We start from the raw sequence: 24,775 nt of genomic DNA on the forward strand, positions 1-24,775 counted from the left end.
AGAATCCTCCGAAGGGTAACAAAGGACAGTTCCGCGACCTATGACATTTCAGCCACACAGGCGCCCTAAGTGGGGACCGAGCCATCAGTCTCGGCGTGCGGAAATCCAAGCGTTTTTATTAAAATTCAATGGTTTACCTGGCATTTTGTGGTCATGCGAGTGGTGCCGACGCGCAACACCGGCGACCGGAACATGAAAGATCAGTTAAGCCCGTCTTAAGGTTGGCGGCAGCCGGCTACTGCTGACGACAGGTCGCCAGGTAGGTTGCAACGAAGGGCGCGGCGTTGGTGTCCGCGGAGGGGCCCCCCAGCCGGCTCGTTAACTTGTAGAGCGATTTGTCGCCAAAATAGAACCGGAAGATCTCGGCCGTGGTGTCGTCCGTGCGGGTCGCAAAGATCGACGCGGCGGAACGGCGGGCGGCCGCAAAGACGTAGGTCGTGAGCTTGGCTCCTCCCTTGCCGTCTGCCGCGACAGATGTCCCCCAGGTGACCGTGAAGGTGTCGCCATCGATCACGACGGCGGGCCGGATCGTATCGAGATCGTCATCGATCCACTGGGCGTCACCGCCTTTGCCTGACGGGCCGAGCTCGACCCGTTTGCCCCGCGGCGTGTCGCAGGTGAACCGGGAAGGTTCGGCGATCGCAGCGCTCGTCGCCGCCAAGAACAGCAACAGGCAGCCGACCGACCTCCACATGGGTGTTACCTCTGTTTCGTTGTTTGGGAGATAGTGATGTCAGCGCCCGACTCGCGCAACTCGGTGATTTACGGACAAGCAAAGCCGCCCTTTTGCTTCCTCGCCGGAAGAGGCGCCCGCGATTTCACTCGGGCGCGATCGGGTGCGCTGGGCGCTCGATCGCTGCCCTGAGGTTTTCGAGTTCGAGGAAGACGTCAGCTTGCCTGCGAAGCTCGTCGGCGATCATGGGAGGCTTTGTTCGGATGCTGGAAACGACTGTCACGCGGACACCAGCCCGCCTGACAGCTTCGACAACGGCGCGCAAATCACCGTCGCCAGAGAACAGGTACGCGTGGTCGATGCGGTGCGCGATTTCCAATGCGTCGACCGCGAGCTCGATGCCGATGCTGCGCTTCATTCGCCGCCGCCCTTCGCCGTCATCGTGGGTTTTGGCTAACTTTCTCCTGACCGTATATCCGTTGTAATCGAGCCAATCCACCAATGGCCGAAGGCTGCTGAACTCGTCGTCGTCTCTCACGACCGTGTAGAAGTAGGCGCGGACGATCTGTCCATACTTGCCGAACTCCGAGAGCAGTCGCCGGAAATCGATCTCGAAGCCGAGGTTCTTGACGGTGGTGTGGAGGTTCGCACCATCAATGAAAAGTGCAATGCGATCGGCCATCTCAAATCCCCATGACGCCCGGATCAGTCACTGTATGCTGTGGTTCTAAAATTCCACGGGCGCATCGTGGGTGAGCACCCTAGCTGAAATGGCTAATCCTAGAGCAGGGGCTTGGCCGGGAAGAAGCGGAAATTTTCGCCAACCATCGACACGGTTCTCATCGGGCGCACGCGCCGATGCTGCGCCAATAGTGCAGCGCAGCGGCGCGATCGACTTGCGGGCCGCCGATGCGCGAGGGCGCTATTGCGTAAACAGCTGAATTGTATCTAAAATCAATCAGCTGGGCTCGGTGCCATTTCGCACCGAGCCATTTTTGAAGACGTCATTTTTGCCGATACGAATTGTTTGCCACGGTGGAGAGCGCGGTCCTGCGTCCCTGATTGCACAGACATTTCGATCTTGCCGGCAGAGCGCGACGCATGGCGGCACATCTGTTGCGCCAACCGGAGACCCGATCGTGCATCGGGATGGACGGGCTTGGCCGAAGCGCGCGCGATGCCTGGTCGCTGTCGCGCTCTGCATCCTGCTGACCTGCTGCGGGGCCGCTCGCCAGGCCATCGAAAAGGAGGCGGGACCGGTCGCGGAGCCAACGACGGAGACGGCAACGGCGCCCACAGAGCCGGCACCAGCGGCGACAACGATACCGGAGGCGACGCCGGTACCGACGGCGGCAACGGTCAACCTGAGCGGAGCGCTCGCGGAATGCCGGAGCGCATTTCCGGATCAGATCGCGCAAGCCGTGGCGCGGGCGTCCTGCGTGATCAAGGCGACCGACCTCGTACGTCCGCTGCTGCCGTTTCCCGAATTGCTCGACCGCGAGAACGCCCTGCGCAAGGCGCTGGCCGAGCAGGTTCAGACAAGAACGATGTCGCTGCTCGAGCGCAACATCCAGATCCAGAAGCTTCATTCGCAGCTCCTCGAAGAGGAGCGCAGCAGGCTATCGGCCGCGCTCGCGGACGCGAGCAAGCCGCCGCTGGCGGTCACGCAGTGGCGGCAATCCAATGGGGAGAGTTGCGGCCGGCTCGGAGGGGATTCTGGGACGTGTTATTGAGTGGAAGGCGCCGTATGTCCGCCCCTTCCAGTGAGGTGGCTCGCTTATTCTGCTGGTCCGAGCGGCACTTGGGTGATCCGAGCCGATCCTCTTCAAGGAAGGACGAGCCGTGGCAGTTTGTTGAGAAGCTTTGTCGGAATCGACGTCGCGAAGCTGAAAAATGCCATCGCGATCGCCGAAATAGGCCGCTTTTTTCGTGAGGTCGACGCGACGGCGACCGGCATACACCGGCTCGTTGAACGAATCGCCAGCCGGTTTGTCGGTGTGCAGCTCTGCTACGAGGCCGGTCCGATTGGCTGCGGCCTCAATCGCCTGATCCTGTCGCTCGCCATGAACGTACCCGTGGGGGCGCCATCGCGGACGTGAGCAGCCGGACGATCTGGTGAAGACCAACCGCCGAGGTGCGAAATCAACTCAATCATGCACGCGTCTGGTGGATCGAGAGCGAGCATGGCGCACATCCAGTCTTCACCTGGATGCAAACCAAATGTTCCAACACTAAGGCGCACCTCGCGCCTTACGTCGCTGGCAAATGGAAGAGCCAGCGCAGGATCTGGCCTGGCGCGCAGTAGTCGAAGAGTGGGGCGTCATCTCGGAGATCCGCGATCAGGCCCAATTTGCGCACCGCGTACCTGCGAGGGCTGCGTCGGCATGCCCGGCGCCCCAGGTTTTTCTCGTCAAAGCCTGCGGATTGCATCGCGTGCCGGTCTCTCAAGGACACTTTCAAATTCGTCCCATGATCCACGGCTCGTCCCAAGCGATCAGCACTGCAATGGTCAATGCGGCTATGACGTAGAGGAGGAATTCGGTTCTCGTGACGTTGAACATCATTTGAGTCCTCGTTCGCCTCTGTTTGTGTCTGCTCAGGTGGCGTGCGTGGTTCTAAAATTCCACGGGCGTATCCGGGGTGAGCACCCTAGCCGAAATGATTAATCCTGGAGCAAGGACTCGGCAGGGAAGAAGCGGAAGTTCTTGCGATCGCGGGTAGCGCACGAATCGTGCGCTTGCTGATAAGGCAGCGGTCGCGGGCCGGCTTGCAAGCGGACATGCCATTATTTCGCTATTCTGCGCCTTCGTGCCGCGGAAGGTCTGCAAGGCGCTCCCGCGATCAGGGAATTTGGGAGCTGTTCTCGAGAGGAGCTGCGATACCTGCCCTTTCGGCGCAGAAGCTTGGTCTACGCGGAGAGGTCCACAATTACCTGCATCGTTGGCCGGAGGGCTTGCGTCCGAAGCGAGCGCCGAGCAACGGTTCGACCGTTTGCTATTTCAATGGTCATCCAGCAGGAATCATTTGCATTTTTGAGGTCGGCGCGCTGGCAAAAGCTGGGAAAAGCGGAGATCGGATGCGCGGGGGAGATCGATCTCTTCCCGGATAGGTTGATATTGCGTTAATTTGAAAAAGCGGATTACATGCCAGTTTGAATTTGTGCGTCCCCGCAGCGCGTTAGCGGTGCGGTTTTTTGCTGCGTGCGCTTAGCAACCGCGTGCAATGCGCGGTCAGGTGATCCGGATACTGCGCCGGATCATTGCCGCGAATGCTTATATTTTAGGGAGTTAAGGCTTCATGGCTACCATCGACGTTATAGCTCAGAGCTCAACAGCCACCACCGACACCGGAGCAGTTTTCACGAACGTAACGTCGGTTGTTTCGACCGGCACAGGCGTATTCGACAGCTTTCTGGTTATCCAGAACAACGGCACCGAGCAGGGCTACAATACGGATGGCTCGCCTCTGCCGCTTGACGACAAACAAGCATCGCATACCAACGCAATCCTGCTTTCGTCGATTCCGGTGGTCACAGGAGATGGTCAGAACGGCACCGTTGCAGGAACTCAGTACCTCGAGTTCAGACTCGACATCAATCAAAGCGGGTCGGCCAACCAACCCCAATTGATCTCGTTGGATCAATTGAAGATCTATCAGGAAAGCAGCGGTAATCTCCTGACCGACTTCGCCGGCGAAACGCCGAAATTCGACCTTGGCGACAATACGGTTTTGCTTAACGCGCAGTGGGATGCGGGCAGCGGCAAGGGTGATTATGTGATCCTTGTCCCACTTTCCAATTTCGATACGTCCGGAGCCGACCCTTACGTTTATCTCTATTCGCAGTTTGGCGCTGTTGGCGGCGACTATGCTGCAAATAGCGGTTTCGAAGAATGGGGTGTCATCGGAAGTGGGGGGAGCGGGCTCGGCGCGCTGAGCGTCGTCAAACAGGTTCACGATATCGATGGCAATACTCAAAATTTGGTGGTCGACCATGCCGGCCAGCAGATTGATTACACCATTGAGGTTGGGAATACCGGAACGGGCGTGCTCACCCTGACGTCAGTTACCGACCAAATCGAAAGCTTAGGCGCCACGGCTGCTGTTGCCGTGACAACGACTTTCAATAATGCGACGTACAATCTGGGTGATACGAACCACAATAACCTGCTCGATCCCGGCGAACACTGGCAGTACACAGCGACGTACACCGTTCAGCAGGCTGATATCGACCATGATGGCTACGGCACTGGCGCAGGTGGCACGCCAGGTGATGGCTTCATCGACAATCTGGCTACAGCATCAGCAACGGGTGTTCCCGATGCTACCGATACAGCGTCTGTCGCAATCGACTACAAGCCGTCGATGTCGGTCGATAAGACGGTGGTATCGGTCGACGACGTCAATGGTGACGGGCTGACCGACGCGGGCGACATCATTCACTACAACATCCATGTCGCGAACACGGGTAATGTGACGCTGACCGGCGTGACGGTGACCGACCCGCTGACGGGCGATCCAGCGGGCGGTTTGTCGACGCTTGACGTCGGGAGCAGCGAGGATCTGGTGGCGACCTACACATTGACGCAGGCCGACATCGACAACCACGGCTCGAACCTGGTTGATCTCATCCAGGACGACAAGATCACCAATACGGCGACCGCGGATAGCGACCAGACCACCCTGGTCAGCGACTCGGTTGATCAGCCGATCGACTACAAGCCGTCGATGTCGATCGTGAAGACAGTGGTGTCGGTAGATGACGTCAATGGTGACGGGCTGACCGACGCGGGCGACATCATTCACTACAATATCCATGTCGCGAACACGGGTGACGTGACGTTGACCGGCGTGACGGTGACCGACGCGCTGACGGGCAATCCGGCGGGCGGTCTATCAACCCTGGCCGTTGGGAGCAGCGAGGACCTGGCGGCGACCTACACGCTGACCCAGGCCGACATCGACAACCACGGCTCCAACCTGGTTGACCTCACCGCGGATGATAAGATCACCAACACGGCGACCGCGGACAGTGACCAGACCACCCCGGTCAGCAGCTCGGTCGATCAACCGATCGATTACAAGCCTGCCGTTGACCTGACCAAGACCGTTCTTTCAGTAACAGGCGGACACGCCGACCACGTCGGTGACGTCATCACCTATCAGATCACCGTGGAGAACACCGGCGACGTGACGCTCACCGGGATCAAGGTTACGGATGCGCTGGAAGGCTACTCGCTTGCTACATTAGATAATTCTAATTCGACGGTAACCGGCGACAACGGAAATCATGTTCTCGATGTCGGTGAGACCTGGACTTACACCACGACCCATACCTTGACCCAAGCAGACCTGGACAACAACTGGCTCAATGGTGGCGACGGCTTGCTCGATAATACTGCCACGGTCACTGACGATCAGAACGTAACGGACTACGATACGGCGCACGTCCCATTGGGACCGGGCGTGCGCACTCCGGGATTCTGGGCGCAGAAGACATGGCAAACATTCTGGGATGGCAACACCAACAATCAGCCGAAGCAGGCCGGAACAGATGGCTTTGCCAGCGGTGAAATCACCTACGCCGTAGATTCCAATCACGACGCGCATGTCACATCTGCTGACAAAGCGGGTCTCTTGATCGGTGATTACAATCTCGACGGTCTCCAAGACAATGGCGAAAACGTGCTGTTCATCTCGACCGCCGATGCGCTTACGTTGCTCAATGCGTCCGACAAGCAGGTGCAGGATGGCCGCTATATGTTGGGGCGGGACCTTGTAGCCACCTGGCTGAACTATCTTGAAGGTAATGCAATCGGTGATGGTTCGGCAGGCACCGCGAGACACGACATCGATGACGCAATCAAGTGGCTCGAATACACGCAGGCAAAACCGGGAGCCTCCGGATCGAGCGCTGACTTCCATATTTTGTCGGTGGCGGACGACCTCACGTCGGGCTCGGCCGTCAAGACGTCGTCTGCGATGTGGAGCAGCCCGGTGGCAAACGTCCCGCTGCTCGGTCAGGCGATTGATCTCTCGGCAAGCCAGCTCCACACAGATCTGGATCACTACAACAACTTCGGCACCGTCTGACCGCGGGCGACGTAGAAACTGCCCGGATGAGAATATATTGCTCGTCCGGGACTCTCCACTTACCACAGGATTCCGATGCCGCGGTCGGGCCGGCGGATCAAATGACCGCAGTCGTCCGCTTGAGGGCACGGCACATCAGCTAACGGCTTTGAGTCGCGGCATGGACAGACGGCGCCGCTCATCCAGCTCGTCCCGAGTCAGATGGACAAATTCCGGCGCGCACTCGTCGTTTCGCACTGTGTCTTGCTGGGCTGTTGCGCGGCCGCGCGGCAGGCCATCGAGGAGGCGGAGCCGGCAACAGCAAATATCAACTTTGAGTGGCGCACTCGTGGAATGCCGCAGCGGCTATCCGGATCAGATCGCGCAAGCGGTGGCCCGGCGTCATGCGTCATCAAGGCGACCGAGCTCGTCCGGCCGCTGCTGCCGTTTCCCGAACTGCTCGATCGGGAGAACGCCCTGCGCAAGGTGTCGGCCGAGCAGGTTCAAGCCAAAACAATCTCCTTGCTCGAACGCAACGTCCAGATCCAGAAGCTTCATTCGCTGATCCTCGAAAGAGCGCAGCAGGATACCGGCTGCGCCGGCGGACGCGGGCAAGCTGGCGCCAGCGGTCACGCAGTGGCGGCAATCCAACGGGGAAAGTTGCGGCCGGCTCGGAGGCGACTCAGGACTTGTTATTGAAGCGTTCGTCGCAGGCTGTTCTTGACCTTGCCAGAGCACGCACTGCATCTGGAAACAGACTCGCCATAAGCTCGAAGCGCGGACTGTTCTAGTGACGAACCGTGGCATGGTCGGGATGGCGTCGGAGCCCTAGGCGCGGATGCGAGGTTCGGGCAACCCGTAAATCAACGGGGCATTGGTGTAGGCAGGAGGGAACCCCATGGCGGCACGACGTTAATCGTTAAAGTAGAGCAAATCGCGCGGCTCTAGACGGCTGCGCAAATTTGCGGCAAATTGCATTCAATTAGGTTTAGAGGTTTGGGCGCCCGCAGTCTTGCGGACCAGGCGCCGAAGCCTCTCGAAGCTGAATATTGAAAGAAAAGAAAAATTGCGAGCATGCGGAGAGCAGGGCCGCACGCGAAACGGGCAGGGTAATGGCGGTCGGAGTCTTTTCACGGTAGGCGTCTAATGGCACTGGGCGGCCTTTTGGCCGCGCGCCCCACGAATATTGCTGATGGGCATCGTGTGCGTGTTGTTGTGAATTGATTTTCGGGTGCGATCACATCTGCTCTGCGTTAGCAGAGTTGAGGGATGCCGGAATTGGGTCGCGTATTATTTGTCGTGAAGGCTGAACCAGCGAAGGTTGAGTTGGCTGCGATCAGTTGGTCGCGGATCGAACCTCGTCTCCAGGGTGCATCGAAAGCCGCTCGACTGGATAACCTTCCGGTCGAACCGTCGGCGCCGCACGGTCCGACATATGCCGACGAACCACACATCACAGGCGATTCGCCGGTGAACAATCCCAACGGTCCGCTTGAAGAGAAGCTTTCGCTGGTAGGCGAGGCCGTTATTTCGACACCACATCAAGCGGCTCGACAGTTTCGGAAGATCACTAAAGCCAGTGCTTCAACGACGTCCCAAATTGCTGGCGCGTACGCTGGGCCGGTTCAAATCAATATTTAGATATCGCGAATTTCGAGGACCAAAATGGCTACTCAGACAACCGGCGGCGGCAGCACCACTTCTTTCGGCAATACCCCGCAAGCCCAAGACGATCTCTTCACCACTGGCCTTCTTAGCTCGAGTGGAACGGCGAGCGTTGCACTGACGGAGGACAACCTTCAGGTCGTCTACTTTAACGTCATGGCTAACGATCTGGGCGGCAACTCTAAGAGCCTTTTCTCGGTTGATAATAGCATCAGTGCGGGTGGCACTAGTCCAACCGATTTGATCACCCAAGATACCGCCCGCGCTGAAGCGACCACCGGTGATACCAGCCTCTACGGCGCGAAGATCTGGATTACTTCAGACGGCAAGGTCGGTTATGACGCAACAACATTGAGCGCAGCTTTCAAAGCACAACTCGACGCGCTGCAATCAGGTCAAGTCCTCAACGATACGTTCACCTATGCAATTCGGCTTGGCAACGGGACGCTTAGCTGGGCCACTGCCACCGTGCAGTTCGCGGGGGCCAACGATGCGGCGGTAATTTCAGGCACGACAGCCGGCATCGCGGTGGAGGCCGGCGGGGTCAACAACGCAATCACCGGCACTCCGATGGTCAGCGGCACGCTGACCGACACCGACGTCGACAACACGCCAAATACGTTCCAGGTGGCGGCGGCCGGCTCGGCCACGGATAACCACTACGGCACCTTCCAGATGACCGCAGGTGGCACCTGGACCTATGCGCTCGACAACAGCAATGCCGCGGTCCAGGGACTGAATGTCGGCGGTCATCTGACCGACACGTTCACGGTTCGCACCATCGACGGCACGGCACAGCAGATCACCGTCACCATAAACGGTACCAATGACGCCGCTGTGATCTCGGGCACGACGAGCGGCGCCGCGGTGGAGGCCGGCGGCGTCAACAACGCAATCACCGGCACTCCGATGGTCAGCGGCACGCTGACCGACACCGACGTCGACAACGTGGCTAACAGCTTTACGGCGGTCGCGGCTGGACATGCGACGACGAATGGCTACGGCACCTTCGGGATGACGGCCGCGGGCGTGTGGACCTACACGCTGGATAACAGCAATGCTGCGGTTCAAGCGCTCAACGTCGGCGGTCATCTGACCGACAGCTTCACGGTCACCGCGATCGACGGCACAGCGCAGCAGATCACCGTCACCATCAATGGCACCAACGACGCCGCGGTGCTGTCGTCGGCGACGGTCAACCTGACCGAAGGCGATAGCGCGGCTGCCATCAGCACCTCCGGCACGCTGACGATCAGCGACGTCGACAGCTCGGCAACCTTCGTGCCGCAGACCGACACGCAGGGCAGCTACGGCAAGTTCTCGATCGACGCCTCCGGCGCCTGGACCTACACGGCCGACAGTGCCCATGACGAGTTCGTCGCCGGCCAGCATTACACCGAGAACTTTGACGTGGTCAGCGCCGACGGCACCCACACCTCGGTCAAGGTCGACATCCTCGGCACCAACGACGCCGCGATCCTGTCCTCGGCCAGCGTCAACCTGACCGAGACCAACTCGGCGGCCGACATCTCGACCTCCGGCACGCTGACGATCAGCGACGTCGACAGCTCGGCAACCTTCGTGTCGCAGACCGACACGCAGGGCAGCTACGGCAAGTTCTCGATCGACGCCTCCGGCGCCTGGACCTACACGGCCGACAGTGCCCATGACGAGTTCGTCGCCGGCCAGCATTATACCGAGAACTTTGACGTGGTCAGCGCCGACGGCACCCACACCTCGGTCAAGGTCGACATCCTCGGCACCAACGACGCCGCGATCCTGTCCTCGGCCAGCGTCAACCTGACCGAGACCAACTCGGCGGCCGGCATCTCGACCTCCGGCACGCTGACGATCAGCGACGTCGACAGCTCGGCAACCTTCGTGTCGCAGACCGACACGCAGGGCAGCTACGGCAAGTTCTCGATCGACGCCTCCGGCGCCTGGACCTACACGGCCGACAGTGCCCATGACGAGTTCGTCGCCGGCCAGCATTACACCGAGAACTTTGACGTGGTCAGCGCCGACGGCACCCACACCTCGGTCAAGGTCGACATCCTCGGCACCAACGACGCCGCGATCCTGTCCTCGGCCAGCGTCAACCTGACCGAGACCAACTCGGCGGCCGGCATCTCGACCTCCGGCACGCTGACGATCAGCGACGTCGACAGCTCGGCAACCTTCGTGCCGCAGACCGACACGCAGGGCAGCTACGGCAAGTTCTCGATCGACGCCTCCGGCGCCTGGACCTACACGGCCGACAGTGCCCATGACGAGTTCGTCGCCGGCCAGCATTACACCGAGAACTTTGACGTGGTCAGCGCCGACGGCACCCACACCTCGGTCAAGGTCGACATCCTCGGCACCAACGACGCCGCGATCCTGTCCTCGGCCAGCGTCAACCTGACCGAGACCAACTCGGCGGCCGACATCTCGACCTCCGGCACGCTGACGATCAGCGACGTCGACAGCTCGGCAACCTTCGTGTCGCAGACCGACACGCAGGGCAGCTACGGCAAGTTCTCGATCGACGCCTCCGGCGCCTGGACCTACACGGCCGACAGTGCCCATGACGAGTTCGTCGCCGGCCAGCATTACACCGAGAACTTTGACGTGGTCAGCGCCGACGGCACCCACACCTCGGTCAAGGTCGACATCCTCGGCACCAACGACGCCGCGATCCTGTCCTCGGCCAGCGTCAACCTGACCGAGACCAACTCGGCGGCCGGCATCTCGACCTCCGGCACGCTGACGATCAGCGACGTCGACAGCTCGGCAACCTTCGTGTCGCAGACCGACACGCAGGGCAGCTACGGCAAGTTCTCGATCGACGCCTCCGGCGCCTGGACCTACACGGCCGACAGTGCCCATGACGAGTTCGTCGCCGGCCAGCATTACACCGAGAACTTTGACGTGGTCAGCGCCGACGGCACCCACACCTCGGTCAAGGTCGACATCCTCGGCACCAACGACGCCGCGATCCTGTCCTCGGCCAGCGTCAACCTGACCGAGACCAACTCGGCGGCCGGCATCTCGACCTCCGGCACGCTGACGATCAGCGACGTCGACAGCTCGGCAACCTTCGTGTCGCAGACCGACACGCAGGGCAGCTACGGCAAGTTCTCGATCGACGCCTCCGGCGCCTGGACCTACACGGCCGACAGTGCCCATGACGAGTTCGTCGCCGGCCAGCATTACACCGAGAACTTTGACGTGGTCAGCGCCGACGGCACCCACACCTCGGTCAAGGTCGACATCCTCGGCACCAACGACGCCGCGATCCTGTCCTCGGCCAGCGTCAACCTGACCGAGACCAACTCGGCGGCCGACATCTCGACCTCCGGCACGCTGACGATCAGCGACGTCGACAGCTCGGCAACCTTCGTGCCGCAGACCGACACGCAGGGCAGCTACGGCAAGTTCTCGATCGACGCCTCCGGCGCCTGGACCTACACGGCCGACAGTGCCCATGACGAGTTCGTCGCCGGCCAGCATTACACCGAGAACTTTGACGTGGTCAGCGCCGACGGCACCCACACCTCGGTCAAGGTCGACATCCTCGGCACCAACGACGCCGCAGTGATCAGCGCCAATGGTGGGTTGCTATCCTATACCGAGAACCAGGCGGCGACGGCGATCGACACGGCATTGACCGTGTCGGACGTCGACAGCGCGAATCTAACCGGAGCTATGGTGTCGATCACCGGCAACTTCGCCGCTGGTCAGGATTTCCTCGGCTTTACTAATCAGAATGGCATTACCGGCAATTACAACGCCTCTACCGGGGTGGTGACGTTAAGCGGCAGCGCTACTGTTGCGCAGTACCAGGCAGCGCTGGCATCGGTAACCTACTTCAACTCCAGCGACAATCCGTCGGGGGCGAGCCGCACCATAAGTTACCAGGTCGATGACGGCTCCGGATCCAACAACCTGAGCAATGTGGCGACGAGCACAGTGGTGGTCACGCCGGTGAACGACGCCCCGACACTAACGGCGACGGCGTCCAATCCAACTTTCATGGAAGCAGCGGGGAGTTCGCAAGGGGCCGCTGTTTCGGTGTTCTCGAGTGCGAATGCGAGCACCGTCGAGTCTGGGCAGACGATTACGGCGCTGACCTTTACGGTTAGCGGTCTGCAGGACGGGGCGAATGAGAAAATCTCGGTCGACGGCACGGCGATCACGCTCGGCGCTAACTCGTCCGGGACAACGACAACGAATGGGATGAGCTATTCGGTCACGATCGCGAGCGGAACCGCGACGGTTTCGCTGACGAAGGCGGCGGGCCTCTCGGCTGCTGCTGCCGATACGCTGATCAACGGCATTACGTATCAGGATACGAACATCGACAACCCGACAGCCGGGACGCGGGCGATCACGTTGACCTCGATCAAGGACAGCGGTGGCACTACCAACGGCGGTGTCGACGCAAGCAGCCTACATATTGAATCCGATGTGACCGTTGGAGCGGTCAACGATGGACCTGTGAACAGTGTCCCCAGCACGCAGACTGTAAGTTATCAGTCAACGACTGCAATCTCCGGATTTGCGGTCACCGATGTAGACATTGGGACTTCGCCAATAAAGATTATGTTGTCTGCACAGCATGGCAATCTGGCCCTTGGCACTACAACTGGCCTGACGTTCAGCGATTCTCAAGGCGATCACCAGATGGTGTTCACAGGGACTCTGGCGAACGTAAACGCTGCACTCGCGACGCTTACGTATAGAGGCGATAACGGTTATTCGGGACCTGACAGCATCAGCATTGTCAGCAACGATCAAGGTGCTACAGGAGCTGGAGGAGCGTTGAGCGATTCCGACTCCGTAAGCGTAATCGTAAGCGCTCCAGCGGATACCACTCCGCCAACGGCAATGATCAGCCTGGGGACAAATTCAAAACCAACTGCGACCTTTAGTGTGACGTTCTCTGAGGCAGTAACAAACGTCACGACGGATGATTTTCAATTGACCGGCACGGCCGCCGGGACTTCCGGGATTTCGATCTCGAGCGTCAGCGGCTCGGGCGCAAGCTACGTGGTGACCGTGAATTACGCACCTGGTCAGGCCTCCAGTGACTCGCTTGGAATCAATCTCAAGGCGAACACTGACATCAAGGATGCGGCTGGGAACGTCGCCTTGAGTGCTACAGGTCCACAATTCATCCATCTCGCGCCAGCGGGCGTGGCTGGGCAGCCGCTCAACCTCGGATTCAGCGATCCGTCTGGCTCGGGAGCGCCAGTCACCTTAACGCTCAACAACCTTCCCGACGGCTGGACGGTGCTCTACGGGACAAAACTTGGTGACGGCACCTGGACTGTGACAACGAGCGACGTCAGTGCACTTACTGTTACTACGCCTGCGGACTACGTGGGAGCGGCGGTGCTCAATGTCTCGATGAGTTGGAGCAATGCTGACGGCTCGACTGGTACCGCTTATGTCACCGATAACATCGAGGCCTATGCGCCAGGTTCTCCTATCTTTGCATGGTCGGGCGACGATCACCTGACCGGCTCGAGCGGCCATGACCTTTTCGTGTTCTCGCAGCCGATCGGCAACGATGTCGTGCAGAGCTTCGAGGTGTCCTCCGATGTGATCGATTTGATCAGCTATGGCTGGCAGAGCTTCGCGGACGTCCGGGCCCATACCGCGGACGACGGAAATGGCAATGCTGTGATCACGCTGGCTGACGGCCAGACCATCACGCTCGACCACGTGCAAACGGCGGACCTGACCGCAGCAAACTTCGAATTCGACGTCACGCCGACCGTCGAAAATCCAAGCCTGATGACCATCGGCGACGGGGCGATGCTGCCGCTGTCGGGCGTCATCCACAACACTGGGGAGATCGACCTGCAGGCTTCCGGCGACGACACGCTGCTGCAGCTGATCCAGACCGGGCTCACGCTCAATGGCGGCGGCCATGTGACCCTGTCCGACGATGACCACAACATCGTCGCCGGCACGGCCTCGAACGTCACGCTCGACAACGTCGACAACGTGATCTCGGGAGCCGGGCAGATCGGGCAGGGGAGCCTGACCCTGAGCAACGAGGGCATCATCGATGCCACCGGGACCCACGCCCTGGTGATCGACACGGGCGCCAACGTGATCGCCAATGCCGGCACGCTGGAGGCGACCGGCGCGGGTGGGCTGGTGCTCGCCAGCGCGGTGGCCAACAGCGGCCTGATCTGGGCCAATGGCGGCACGGTCACAGCGGAAGGCGAGGTGACCGGCAGCGGCAACGCTTTGATCAGCGGGGCCGGCACCATCGAGTTCGGGTCAGCTTCGGCGGCAGGTGTCACCTTCGACACGACCGCCGCTGGCCACCTGATTCTGGATGATGCGTTCCACTTCTCCGGCACGGTGACCGGCCTCGATGGCAATGACGACATCGACATCAAGGGCGTCAGCTTCGGCGCCGGCACCACGTTGAGCTTCACGGAGAACGAGGCCGGGACGGGCGGCACTTTGACGGTATCCGACGGGGCGCACACGGCGAACATCGTCCTGCTCGGTCAATACGATCCGAATGGCTTTGCCGAGAAGGCCGACGCCGCGAACGGCACGGTGATCACCTATGATCCGCACCACATCGCCTGAACGTCGTGAACGCGTCGCTCGCGGCGAATAATAACCGGGGGAGGTTGACCCCGTAAGTTTACCCTCTTGGCGGTTTCGCGCCGGCGGCGGCTGTTCGCCTGGCCGTCGGCCATGTAAAGTAGGAGCCGATTGTATGTTTGATTTTTTTGAGCTTTTCGGCTGTCGGCTCATAGCTGCCGGCCATCATGTTTAAGGGGGGCTCCGGCCAGGATTCCAAGTGAGTACCCTTCGTAAAAGAGCAGACGAATTCCGGCAGGCGCTGCAAGCCTGCCAGAGCTATTTTGTGACTGCAGCGATATTCAGCCTAGCCATCAACCTGCTCTATTTGGCGGGTCCGCTCTACATGCTGCAGGTCTATGACCGCGTGATTTCGAGCGCTAGCGAGGTCACGCTGTTGATGCTGACCCTTGCGCTGTTGCTGGCGTTCATGGCGCTTGCGGGTCTCGATGCGGTACGCGCGCGCGTACTGGCGCGCACCAGCATCCGCCTTGATCGGAGGGTCGCGCCGCGGGTGATGACCGCCATCATCGACCATTCGGCAAAAATTGGCGGCGCGCGCAGCCAGCTGTTGCGCGATTTCGACACGTTTCGCCAATTCATCACCGGATCGGGAATTCATGCGATCTTCGATTTGCCGTGGGCGCCGATCTATATCGCCGTGATTTTCGCTCTGCACCCGCTCCTCGGGGCATTTGCCCTGGGGTGCTCGATCATTCTGGTGCTGATGGCCTTCCTGAATGAATGGGTCGTCAAGCCGCCGCTTTCCGAATCCAGCGAGGCGGCAAATCGAAATTACGGTTTCACCGAGATGAGCCTGCGCAACACCGAAGTGGTGCGCGCAATGGGGATGTCCGCCGGCCTTCTGAAGCGCTGGAGCAGGGACCGCGACCGGATGATCGAGCGCCAGGTCGCGGCGAGCGATCGCGCGGCCACCATGCAGAGCATGATTCGCTTCCTGCGGCTGTCGATGCAATCCTTGATCCTTGGTCTTGGCGCCTATCTCGTGATCGAGCGGCTCACAACCGCGGGTGCCATGTTTGCCGCCAGCATCCTGCTTGGCCGCGCCCTACAGCCGGTCGAACAGATCGTCGGGTCATGGCGCAGTCTCATCTCGGCCCGCGGTGCATTCTTGCGGGTGCAGGAGTTGTTGGCTGCGAATCCGCCGCGTCAGCCAGAACTGATGCTGCCGCGACCCGAAGGTCACCTTTCGGTCGAAGCGCTGTCCTTTGCCGCGCCTGGCACATCGAAGCCTATTCTGCGGGGAGTCACGTTCCAGATTGCCCCGGGTGAAGTGCTTGGAATTATCGGCCCCTCGGGGGCCGGAAAATCCACGCTGGCGCGCCATATCGTTGGTGTTCAGGTCCCATCGGCGGGTGCCGTTCGCCTCGACGGGTCCGACGTTTCGACGTGGATCAGGTCGTCGCTCGGCCAGCATCTTGGCTATCTTCCGCAGGATATCGAGCTGTTTGCCGACAGCATCGCCGCCAATATCTGCCGGTTCGACCGGAAAGAGGACAGGGAGATCATTTCGGCGGCGCAGATGGCTGGTGTGCATGACATGATCCTGCGACTGCCCGACGGTTACGATACTCAAGTCGGAGAGGGTGGTGCGATCCTGTCTGGAGGCATTCGCCAGCGTATCGCTCTTGCGCGCGCGGCTTACGGTAATCCAAGCCTGGTTGTGCTTGATGAACCAAGTTCTAACCTCGACTCCGAGGGCGACGCTGCGCTGGCCGACTGCATCACCGAATTGAAGAAGCGTGGAACGACCGTGGTGATCATTTCGCATCGGCCTGCCACTATCGGCGTGGTCGACAAGATATTGGTGTTGCGTGAGGGCGTAGCCGAGATGTTCGGACCACGCAGCGAAATCCTGTCGCGCCTGACGCGGCCCGTGCCGGTTCCGGCAGTTCGGGGCGCGGCAGGCTAGGAGAGATCATGGCATTGCTCGATGTCACAGACCTGTCGATGCGCTCCGGCGCCGCCCCACGCGAGACAAGGCGCGCGAACAGGGATGGCGCGCCGAACGACTCCATTCGCGGTGTCGCGGTAGCGGGGTGGCTGATCATCGCCATCTTCTTCGGCGGCATCGGCACCTGGGCGGTGACCGCGCCGCTCAATGGGGCTGTCGTCGCCAATGCGGTCGTGAAGGTCGACGGCAACCGCAAGAGCCTCCAGCACCTCGACGGTGGCATCGTCAAGCAATTGCATGTCAGGGAAGGCGACAGGGTGCTCGCAGGCGATCTACTGATTGTCCTGGACGAGACCCAAGCCCGCGCCGAACATGAGGTGCTGACGCAGCAATACGCCGTGCTGCGCGCAACGGAAGTCCGGCTCTTGACCGAGCTTGACCATGGCTCCCAGCTTGTCATGCCGGCGGATTTGAAGGCGCGCTCTGAGGATGTCTACTTCAAGAGCGTCTGGAACGGTCAGCTCAGCCAGTTTGAAAGCCGCCGGGCGTCGCTCGAAGGGCAACGAAGCGTCGTTCGCGAGAAGATCAACCAGCTGGGGTCGCAGATCGTTGGCGCGGAAGCGCAGGTGAAGTCGTTTACCAATCAGATCGATTCGGTACGCAAGGAGGCCAAGGACATCGCTCCGCTCGTCGAGCGAGGGCTGATCGCCCGCCCGCGCATCCTGCAGCTGGAGCGCACGGCATACGGCCTCGAAGGCCAGATCGCCGATGCAAACGCTAGCATCGCCAAGGCGCGCCAGGCGATTGCGGAGCAGGAGCAGCAGATCGCCCAGTTCGACAACGACCGGATGACCGACGTCACGAAGGACTTGCGCGACACGCAAGCCAAGCTCCTGGAGGTGATCCCGAAGGCGATGAACGCCAAGGCGGTGCTGGGCCGCATGGAAATACGCGCTCCCTATACCGGACGCGTGGTCGGGCTCAACGTGTTTTCGGTCGGAGGCGTCATCCAGCGCGGCGACAAGATTCTGGACATCGTGCCTGACGAGGATTCGCTGACGATCGAAGCCCAGGTGGCCGTCGAGGACATCAGCGACGTGCACCCGAACACGCGCGCGGAAGTTCACCTAACCGCCTACAAACAGCGGATCGTTCCGATCATTCATGGCGACGTCATCCAGGTCTCCGCGGACCGTTTGACGGATCCCAAGACCAACAATCCTTATTATACGGCCTTCGTTCGGATCGATCAGGATGAGCTGGCGACCATGCCCAACATTCACCTTTATCCGGGAATGCCGGCAACCGTGATGATACCAACGATCCAGCGGACCGCGTTTGATTACATCGTGGGGCCGCTCGTGATGTCGTTCAATCACGCGTTTCGGCAGAAGTGATTGCAACGAACGAGCTCGCAATGCTTGCGCTCGGTCTAGCAGCGGGGGTGGGCAACCATCGCCGCACTTAGACTATTGCAACGCAACAGATCGATCCCTGGCCTGCTGGATGCCACCGGCAAGCGCGTTTGCGTATAGCTCGCGCGCCTTTGTCACATCGCCGCGCGTTCCATAGGTCTTCCACGTGGAAAGAACGAGGGGATCATAGGTCTCCGCAAGCATAAAGCTTGCCCGTGCGCTACCCGTCCCCACAGCGTGTTCGAGCACGATCCGAGCTGCACCGATATCCCCCTGGACGAGCAGGGCGCTGGCGCGCGCCAGCAACCGGGCAACTTCCGGATCGCCTTGCGCCTCAGCAACCGTTGGCTGCTCTGTCGCAGCCGCCTCCGCGGCTTGCATCAGCGTGGGCTTGTGGCCCGGTGCCGGCACCTCGGCCGTGTCGCGCTCCTTCTTCAGAGACTGTCGCAACTCCGCCGTCGCGCCCTTGGCGCCCTTCTTCACCTGCACCGTTCCGCCACCGGCCTTGCTTGATACCGCCAGCTGGGTCTCCAACTCCCCCCGTACCCTCGCGAGCTCGCCAGTCAGCGTCTCGGCCCTGTCGTGCTCCGTCTTCAAAGACTGTCGCAGCTCCGCCGTCGCCGTCTCGGCGGCCTTCTTCGCCTGCGACGCCTCGTCGCTAGCCTTGCTTGACAGCGCCAGCTGGGCCTTGAGATCGCGCCGCGCCTTCGCAAGCTCGCCCGCCAGAGCCTCGGCTCTGTCGTGTTCCTTTCGCAGAGACTGTCGCAGCTCCGCCACCCCACTTTCCGCGGCCTGACTGAGCTGCGTCGCCCGATCGCGCGCCTTGTTCGCCTGCGCTACCTGCATCTCAATGATCTGCTGCGCCCTCGCCAGTTCATTTGCTAAAGCCTCCTGCGCGGCGTCGCTCCTTTTCCAAAGACTGCTGCGCTTCCGGCTGCATTGCCTCCGCACTTTGCTTGCCCTGCGCAGTATCCTGCGGTGCCTGTGAGATCGCCCGATCGGCTTGCTGATGAAAAGCCGGATCCCGCGCCAATGAATCGGCTTTTTGCGAGTCCTGGCTTGGGAGCTCGGTCTCTTGTTTGACGGCCTCCACGCCAGCTGCGCCAGGGCTGACGCTATCCTGCTGACCGATGTATCGCGTCACATGGGCGACGAACTCAGCGTCGAAATACCAGCCGATGAGCGTCGCCCCGACCATCACCGCGGCGATCGAGGAGATGGCGCGCCACGCGGTCGGTCCGCGCTCCTGTTTGCTCTGCGTGGCCCGCAGTTCAACCAGGACGTCAGTGACCGGGTCCGCGTTCGTAACCAGACGAGTTAATTCCGTTACCCTCGCGCGTTCGGCCAAGCCCGCGGGGAAACAAAAGGAGCGCGGCCCTGGCGACGCCGGAGAGGCGATCAATCCAGTTTCCTTTGGCAGAATAAATTCATCTTGCAGAATAAATTCATCACCTTCCTTTGGAAGATGCATTGTTTGCCAATGCGTCGGCGTGATCTCGCTTGGCTCGCCATTTTTCCTAACCCACCCACGCCCCTCAGCCGACCATTGAGCAGATTCGAAGCGTCCGCTTACGTCATCCTCAAGAATGACGAATGTTCCATCCTTTGGAGCGGTGTCGATCACGCGGCGCATGTAAAAGACGCCTATTCGATGCGGTTATCCAATTTTTTAGAAGGACTTCGCCAATGCGCAGATTCTACTCCACCTCACCAAAGGCCTCAAGAAATAGTCATTTAGGTTTTTGGCGGTAGTCCAACCGCAGCACGGCGGCGGGCACCTACCAGGCTGCGCGCCATTGCCGCCGGCCGAACTTGTGCGCGACAGCGTTGTTTTCAGGTGGCTGGAGGAGTCAAATCCGTATTTTTGCGGGTCAATGGTCCCGTGCCAAAGCAGATCACCGCTTATGCGCGCGTACCGCATTTCCTGGTGATATCGGCAATCGCGACGTCGCGTCGATATTGCGCTGCCGACGCCACTGGTGGCAGCGGCCTCGCTGGCGTTGAGCTATTTCGTCATTGAACCTATGATCAAGCGTCGCTTCAATCGGCTGGTTGCGGACGTTGGCCGCCGACGGTGCGTCGCAACCACCAAAAAGCGTAGTGAGGTCGGGGTTGAATCGGTCGGGGGTTGCTCAGATGAGCGTCAATGTTGCCGGCGGCGGGGAGCGCGACGCCGAGCAGATAGTGCTGCGGCCGCCAGCGGGTGTGCTTGTTGGCGGCCTGATCACGTCGATCTATGCGCTGACGGTTCTGGTCACGACCATTCCCTATCCCGGCAAGATCGGGGTCAATTACAATACCCTTGGCACCGACTGGATGGTCTTCTACGGCGCGATCCGCTCGGTGCTGGATGGACACGCATCGCTGATTTTCGACGCCGAGCGTTTCACCGATTTCCTCAACACGGCTTTTGCGGACTGGCTCTCTAAGCCGCTCGACCTAAGGCCATGGGCCTATCCGCCAAGCTTCCTGCTGCTGCTGCTGCCATTTGCCCCGCTGGGCTTCTTTGGCTCCTATGTTGCGTTTCAGCTCGCGACTGCAGGCCTGCTGGCCGTCGCGCTGCGGTTCAGGGCGGCTGATTGGACGGTATCCGAAGTCCTGCTTCCTATTGTTCTGCTCTGTCCGGCGTCCTTCATCAATGTGATCGATGGCCAAGCGGTTTTTCTGGTGGCGGCGTTGATTGTCGGCGGACTGCGCCTCCTTAAGTCCCGCCCCGTGCTGGGGGGATTGATCCTGGGATTGCTGACTTTCAAGCCGCAGTTCTGTATTCTCGTGCCGCTGGCTTTGATTGCCTCGGGGCAATGGCGCGCCTTCTGGGCCGCCGGCCTGTCCGCGATGGCCCTGGTGGCTGCGAGCGGAGCGATATTCGGATGGGAGCTCTGGCTGCACTGGTTTCCCCTTATGGTCGAGAACCTGGCCGGCTCCGGTACGAAATGGATCGAGGTCGGCCGGATATGGGGCAACAGTGTCTACACCTGCGCGATGCTGCTTGGCGCGCCACAGGGGCTGGCATCCGGGCTCCAGCTGCTCGCAGCCTTGTTTGCCGCGGGCTCCGTTGTGATCGCGTTCCGGTCACAGCTGGGCGTCAGAGAGAAGATGGCGGTCTTTCTGGCCGCGACCATGCTCGCGGCTCCGCATTCCGGACCTTACGACCAAGCGCTGGTCACGCTGGCCGCAGTTTTTTGGCTGACGGCGATGGGTTCGCCGCGCCCACCGTTGTGGTGCTGGTCATTGGCGCTGTTGATCTGGCTCGTGCCATTGGTCAGCCCGCCCGTTCTCATCCCGGTGAGCAGGCCTGCACCGCTGCTGACGGCAGCGCTGATCGTGCTCGTGCTGCACCGTCGGCCTGCGCCGGCGGAGCCGCCGTTGCAAAGGAAAGCGGGCTCCAACAGCGCGACGTGATGATGGCCATCGCGCAAATTGCGATCATTCTCGCCATGGTGGCGATTTACCTCGCGGATTTCGTCGATTAGACGGAGGGGTTCCACGGTTAGGCCGGCCGCTTCACGGTGCCATACATGCACATTAGCGTCCGTGACGGCTCCGGTATGTCCTGCGCGCTTCTCACCTTGGTGAGTTCTTTATTCAGGATCCTGGGTCGCTTTTTACATCCGCCGCGCGCCATGAACCTACCTCCCCGAGTAGGCTGAATCTGGCTCGTACCGTAGGGCCTGGGACACGCCTGTCTGGGCTTCCCATTTCCGGGGCATGCCTGGTGAGCCAGCCGCAACGCGGCAGGCGTCATTCTTGGCGTGATCGAGTGCGGGGGACGCTCGATCGAGGGCCCTTAGCGTGTCGGGCTCGAGGAAGACGTCGGCCTCACGCCGAAGCTCATCGGCACAACCATCGGAGGTTTCGTTCGAATACTGGAAACGACGGTGACCCGGACCCCCATTCGCTTGACGGCTTCGACGACGGATCGCAGATCACCATCGCCGGAAAACAAGAATGTGTGGTCGATCTGGCGTGCGATCTCCAACGCGTCGACGGCGATGTCAACACCGACGCTGCGCTTCACTCTTTGCCGTCACTGTGCTCTTTGGGCCGGCTTTCGCCTGACCGTATACCCGTTGTATCGAGCCAATCCACCGGTGGCCTGATGCTTCTGAACTCGTCCTCGTCTGTCCCCACGGCGTAGAAGTAGGCACGGACGATCAGTCCGTACTTGCCGAACTCCGCGAGCAATCGCCGGAAATCGACTTCGAAGCCGAGGCTCTTGACGGTGGTATGAAGATTCGCGTCATGAATAGAAAGTGCAATGCAGTCGGTCATCTCAATCCCCATGACGCCGGATATTCGCGGCGCTTGGTTCTTGACGTTGCTTGAGCCTTGCGGGCGAGCTTTCCCACTGAATCCTAGAACAAGAAGTTGGCAGGGAGAAAGCGGAAAATGGCTCTGCGGCGTCAATGCCGGTGGCTATTTTTTTGGAATGATGCCGACGACGTCCGCGACCGATGTGCCCCGTATTTTTGCGGATGCAATACTCGCGTAGCGCGGCGGCATGATGTGCGGCCGTCTTGGTCACTGCCCACTGTCGGGTCATAAAACAGAAGTCAAACAACGTGAGTAGGTGCGGAAATCGTTTCATGGCTATGTGGTGCGCAGGCTCGGCCCAATTCGCGCGGAGTTCCGAGTTCCACCAGTCTTGGAATTGGATCAGCCCTTCCAAGCGGTCCGAATATTGTCCCGTCCATCAATTGCAGGAACGCCGGAGCTTGCCGTTTGGCCGGCCCGTAAACCTTGCGCACAGTTGCCTGTTGCGGTCGACCTTGGTTTGCCGTTCTGTTGGATTGTTTTTTGTCGACGTGCCCTCGATGGCGCCTCATCGACGCAAGTGTGTTGCGCCTATGGGTGAAGTTGACATCGTTAATTAGCGTCCGGGACCACAGCATGCTTTCAAGCAATCACTCGGTTCAGATGGATTCCGAAACGAAGCTGAGCGTTGCCACCGCGCGCAGCGATCATCTTCGGCCCTGGTTGCCGCTGATATTCGCGGCCACGACCTACCTGGCACTCATCATCAAGGGCAACCTGTTAGTCGATTCTGATATCTATTGGCATATTGTGGTGGGGCAGTGGATCATCGATCATCGTGCCGTACCGCATGCTGATCCTTTCTCTTTCACGATGTCCGGCGCGCCCTGGATAACCAGCGCGTGGTTGGCAGAGGTCATTTATTTCGCTGCGTTCAAATTGGCCGGATGGCAGGGACTTGCAATGCTTGCCGCGCTGTCGGCGTCTTTGGCGATTTTCCTGCTCACTCGCCTGCTACTGAAAGCATTGCCGAACGTGCCGGTCATGATCATGGTGGCCGCTGCAATCGCCATGGCGGCGATCCACACGATGGCCCGGCCGCATGTCCTGGTCTTTCCGTTGATGGTGCTGTGGGCAAACGCGCTGGTAGAGGCGAGCGAACAGCGACGCGCGCCCTCGCTCTGGTTTCTCCCGCTCATCACGCTCTGGGCGAACCTTCACGGCAGCTTTACGCTGGGCCTGGCGTTGATCGGGCCGTTCGCGCTGGAGGCGCTTTGGACCGCAGACAAATCCGCCCGGGTGACGGTCGCGTGGCATTGGCTTCGATTTGGCGGGCTTGCACTCGCGGCCGCCTGCATCACTCCGTATGGGCCGGAATCTATACTGGTTACGATGCGCCTTTTCCAACTGGGACCGATTCTTTCAAAGATCAGCGAGTGGCAACCGCTGGACTTCGGCGAAACAAACGCTGTGACGGTGTGCTTGATTGCTGGCGCTGGCTACGCCCTGTACAGCGGGCTCAAGTTGCCTCCGATCAGGGTTGCGGCGCTGCTTGCTGTCATTTGGCAGACCCTGGCCCATGTCCGCTATGTCGACGTTTTAGCGCTCGTTGCGCCTTTCTTCATTGCCGGTCCGTTAGGCCGGCAGCTTTTGTGGCCCGAGCTGCAGCACAGCCGGAAATTGGTTCAACCAGCAAGGACGGCGTTCGTGGCAGCGATCGCCGCCCTTGTTGTCGCGACGGGGATGGTTATGGCGACGGTGCAGTACACGCTGCCACGTGTTCCGCGCGATGCAGTCGAGAGGCTCAAGGAGCTGAAGGCAAGTCGCATCCTGAATGACTACTATTTCTGCGGATATCTGATCTTCGAGGGCATACCGACATTCATCGATTCACGCGCCGAACTCTATGGGTCGGCCTTTCTCACCCGCTATTACCTGGCCGTTTCGCTTCACGATGTGCCGGACTTCGTCAGATTGCTCGACGAGTACAAGATCGACGCAACGCTGCTCGCCCCGTCGACTCGAGCCGCAGGTCTGCTCGATCGGCTGCCAGACTGGGAGCGGGCCTATGCCGATGAGGTGGCCGTCGTTCACATTCGGCGCGCGCATCCGGAAAATGTGGATGCGCGAAAGTAGGGGGCGCGCACCAGGCGCGGCGCTCCCTGCGATGGTCTGAGCAGCCGTCAAAAT

17 protein-coding genes are annotated in these 24,775 nt (G+C 60.5%); 11 read left to right on the forward strand and 6 right to left on the reverse strand.

Going from position 1 to position 24,775, the window contains the following annotated elements; all coding sequences use genetic code 11:
• Positions 1–235: 235 nt before the first annotated feature.
• The gene (locus XI02_RS17440; protein ID WP_016845443.1) at positions 236–694 is read right to left on the reverse strand and encodes a hypothetical protein; all 459 of its coding nucleotides are present in this window, start codon (positions 692–694) and stop codon (positions 236–238) included.
• Positions 695–818: 124 nt separating this feature from the next.
• Positions 819–1,355 carry an NYN domain-containing protein gene (locus XI02_RS17445; protein WP_016845444.1) on the reverse strand — a complete coding sequence of 179 codons (537 nt, stop codon included), beginning with the start codon at positions 1,353–1,355 and terminating at the stop codon, positions 819–821.
• Between the two features lie 757 nt (positions 1,356–2,112).
• Between XI02_RS17445 and XI02_RS17450 the strand changes: the two genes are divergently transcribed.
• The 8 genes from XI02_RS17450 to XI02_RS17485 all read left to right on the forward strand — a co-directional run bounded on the left by XI02_RS17450 (position 2,113) and on the right by XI02_RS17485 (position 18,313).
• On the forward strand, positions 2,113–2,406 hold the full coding sequence (locus XI02_RS17450; protein ID WP_172648110.1) for a hypothetical protein: 294 nt from the start codon (positions 2,113–2,115) through the stop codon (positions 2,404–2,406).
• 120 nt (positions 2,407–2,526) lie between these two features.
• Positions 2,527–2,772 (forward strand): hypothetical protein, encoded by a 246-nt coding sequence (locus XI02_RS17455; RefSeq protein ID WP_016845446.1) that lies wholly within the window; start codon positions 2,527–2,529, stop codon positions 2,770–2,772.
• A gap of 1,198 nt (positions 2,773–3,970) precedes the next feature.
• A complete protein-coding gene (locus XI02_RS17460; protein WP_172648109.1) occupies positions 3,971–6,763 on the forward strand; it encodes a DUF11 domain-containing protein in 2,793 nt (930 codons plus the stop codon).
• A 201-nt stretch (positions 6,764–6,964) separates the two neighbouring features.
• The gene (locus XI02_RS17465; RefSeq protein WP_172648108.1) at positions 6,965–7,441 is read left to right on the forward strand and encodes a hypothetical protein; all 477 of its coding nucleotides are present in this window, start codon (positions 6,965–6,967) and stop codon (positions 7,439–7,441) included.
• A 570-nt stretch (positions 7,442–8,011) separates the two neighbouring features.
• Positions 8,012–8,383, forward strand: coding sequence for a hypothetical protein (locus XI02_RS17470; protein ID WP_172648107.1), 372 nt, complete (start codon positions 8,012–8,014; stop codon positions 8,381–8,383).
• A gap of 24 nt (positions 8,384–8,407) precedes the next feature.
• On the forward strand, positions 8,408–15,004 hold the full coding sequence (locus XI02_RS17475; protein WP_194483461.1) for a VCBS domain-containing protein: 6,597 nt from the start codon (positions 8,408–8,410) through the stop codon (positions 15,002–15,004).
• Positions 15,005–15,221: 217 nt separating this feature from the next.
• On the forward strand, positions 15,222–16,934 hold the full coding sequence (locus XI02_RS17480) for a type I secretion system permease/ATPase (protein ID WP_172648105.1): 1,713 nt from the start codon (positions 15,222–15,224) through the stop codon (positions 16,932–16,934).
• An 8-nt stretch (positions 16,935–16,942) separates the two neighbouring features.
• A complete protein-coding gene (locus tag XI02_RS17485; protein WP_244980695.1) occupies positions 16,943–18,313 on the forward strand; it encodes an HlyD family type I secretion periplasmic adaptor subunit in 1,371 nt (456 codons plus the stop codon).
• A gap of 72 nt (positions 18,314–18,385) precedes the next feature.
• On the opposite strand, the gene XI02_RS17490 is transcribed toward XI02_RS17485, so the two are convergent.
• Positions 18,386–19,177, reverse strand: coding sequence for a hypothetical protein (locus tag XI02_RS17490; protein WP_194483462.1), 792 nt, complete (start codon positions 19,175–19,177; stop codon positions 18,386–18,388).
• Positions 19,178–19,205: 28 nt separating this feature from the next.
• Positions 19,206–19,964: a hypothetical protein gene (locus tag XI02_RS17495; RefSeq protein ID WP_172648104.1), complete on the reverse strand. Its 759-nt coding sequence runs from the start codon at positions 19,962–19,964 to the stop codon at positions 19,206–19,208.
• 503 nt (positions 19,965–20,467) lie between these two features.
• Between XI02_RS17495 and XI02_RS17500 the strand changes: the two genes are divergently transcribed.
• Positions 20,468–21,733: a glycosyltransferase family 87 protein gene (locus XI02_RS17500; protein ID WP_172648103.1), complete on the forward strand. Its 1,266-nt coding sequence runs from the start codon at positions 20,468–20,470 to the stop codon at positions 21,731–21,733.
• Positions 21,734–22,118: 385 nt separating this feature from the next.
• Here XI02_RS17500 and XI02_RS17505 read toward each other — a convergent pair whose 3' ends face one another.
• Positions 22,119–22,349 carry an NYN domain-containing protein gene (locus tag XI02_RS17505; protein ID WP_172648102.1) on the reverse strand — a complete coding sequence of 77 codons (231 nt, stop codon included), beginning with the start codon at positions 22,347–22,349 and terminating at the stop codon, positions 22,119–22,121.
• The gene (locus tag XI02_RS17510; protein ID WP_172648101.1) at positions 22,346–22,603 is read right to left on the reverse strand and encodes an NYN domain-containing protein; all 258 of its coding nucleotides are present in this window, start codon (positions 22,601–22,603) and stop codon (positions 22,346–22,348) included. The genes XI02_RS17505 and XI02_RS17510 overlap by 4 nt, the downstream gene beginning before the upstream one ends.
• Between XI02_RS17510 and XI02_RS17515 the strand changes: the two genes are divergently transcribed.
• Both XI02_RS17515 and XI02_RS17520 read left to right on the forward strand, forming a co-directional pair.
• A complete protein-coding gene (locus tag XI02_RS17515) occupies positions 22,590–22,823 on the forward strand; it encodes a hypothetical protein (protein WP_172648100.1) in 234 nt (77 codons plus the stop codon). The two genes, XI02_RS17510 and XI02_RS17515, sit on opposite strands and share 14 nt — an antisense overlap.
• A 398-nt stretch (positions 22,824–23,221) precedes the next feature.
• Positions 23,222–24,721, forward strand: a complete 1,500-nt coding sequence (locus XI02_RS17520) for a hypothetical protein (RefSeq protein ID WP_244980694.1) — start codon at positions 23,222–23,224, stop codon at positions 24,719–24,721.
• The last annotated feature ends 54 nt before the right edge of the window (positions 24,722–24,775 follow it).

The sequence above is a fragment of the Bradyrhizobium sp. CCBAU 21365 genome, assembly GCF_015291305.1.
Taxonomy (GTDB): Bacteria; Pseudomonadota; Alphaproteobacteria; order Rhizobiales; family Xanthobacteraceae; genus Bradyrhizobium; species Bradyrhizobium elkanii.

Excerpts from the sequence above, each read along its gene's own strand:
- XI02_RS17515 (WP_172648100.1), top strand. The coding sequence starts at position 22,590 with ATGCAGTCGGTCATCTCAATCCCCATGACGCCGGATATTCGCGGCGCT.
- XI02_RS17495 (WP_172648104.1), bottom strand. The coding sequence starts at position 19,964 with ATGCGCCGCGTGATCGACACCGCTCCAAAGGATGGAACATTCGTCATT.
- XI02_RS17465 (WP_172648108.1), top strand. The coding sequence starts at position 6,965 with ATGGACAAATTCCGGCGCGCACTCGTCGTTTCGCACTGTGTCTTGCTG.
- XI02_RS17490 (WP_194483462.1), bottom strand. The coding sequence starts at position 19,177 with ATGCAGGTAGCGCAGGCGAACAAGGCGCGCGATCGGGCGACGCAGCTC.
- XI02_RS17460 (WP_172648109.1), top strand. The coding sequence starts at position 3,971 with ATGGCTACCATCGACGTTATAGCTCAGAGCTCAACAGCCACCACCGAC.
- XI02_RS17485 (WP_244980695.1), top strand. The coding sequence starts at position 16,943 with ATGGCATTGCTCGATGTCACAGACCTGTCGATGCGCTCCGGCGCCGCC.
- XI02_RS17500 (WP_172648103.1), top strand. The coding sequence starts at position 20,468 with ATGAGCGTCAATGTTGCCGGCGGCGGGGAGCGCGACGCCGAGCAGATA.
- XI02_RS17440 (WP_016845443.1), bottom strand. The coding sequence starts at position 694 with ATGTGGAGGTCGGTCGGCTGCCTGTTGCTGTTCTTGGCGGCGACGAGC.
- XI02_RS17470 (WP_172648107.1), top strand. The coding sequence starts at position 8,012 with ATGCCGGAATTGGGTCGCGTATTATTTGTCGTGAAGGCTGAACCAGCG.
- XI02_RS17475 (WP_194483461.1), top strand. The coding sequence starts at position 8,408 with ATGGCTACTCAGACAACCGGCGGCGGCAGCACCACTTCTTTCGGCAAT.
- XI02_RS17520 (WP_244980694.1), top strand. The coding sequence starts at position 23,222 with ATGCTTTCAAGCAATCACTCGGTTCAGATGGATTCCGAAACGAAGCTG.
- XI02_RS17445 (WP_016845444.1), bottom strand. The coding sequence starts at position 1,355 with ATGGCCGATCGCATTGCACTTTTCATTGATGGTGCGAACCTCCACACC.
- XI02_RS17510 (WP_172648101.1), bottom strand. The coding sequence starts at position 22,603 with ATGACCGACTGCATTGCACTTTCTATTCATGACGCGAATCTTCATACC.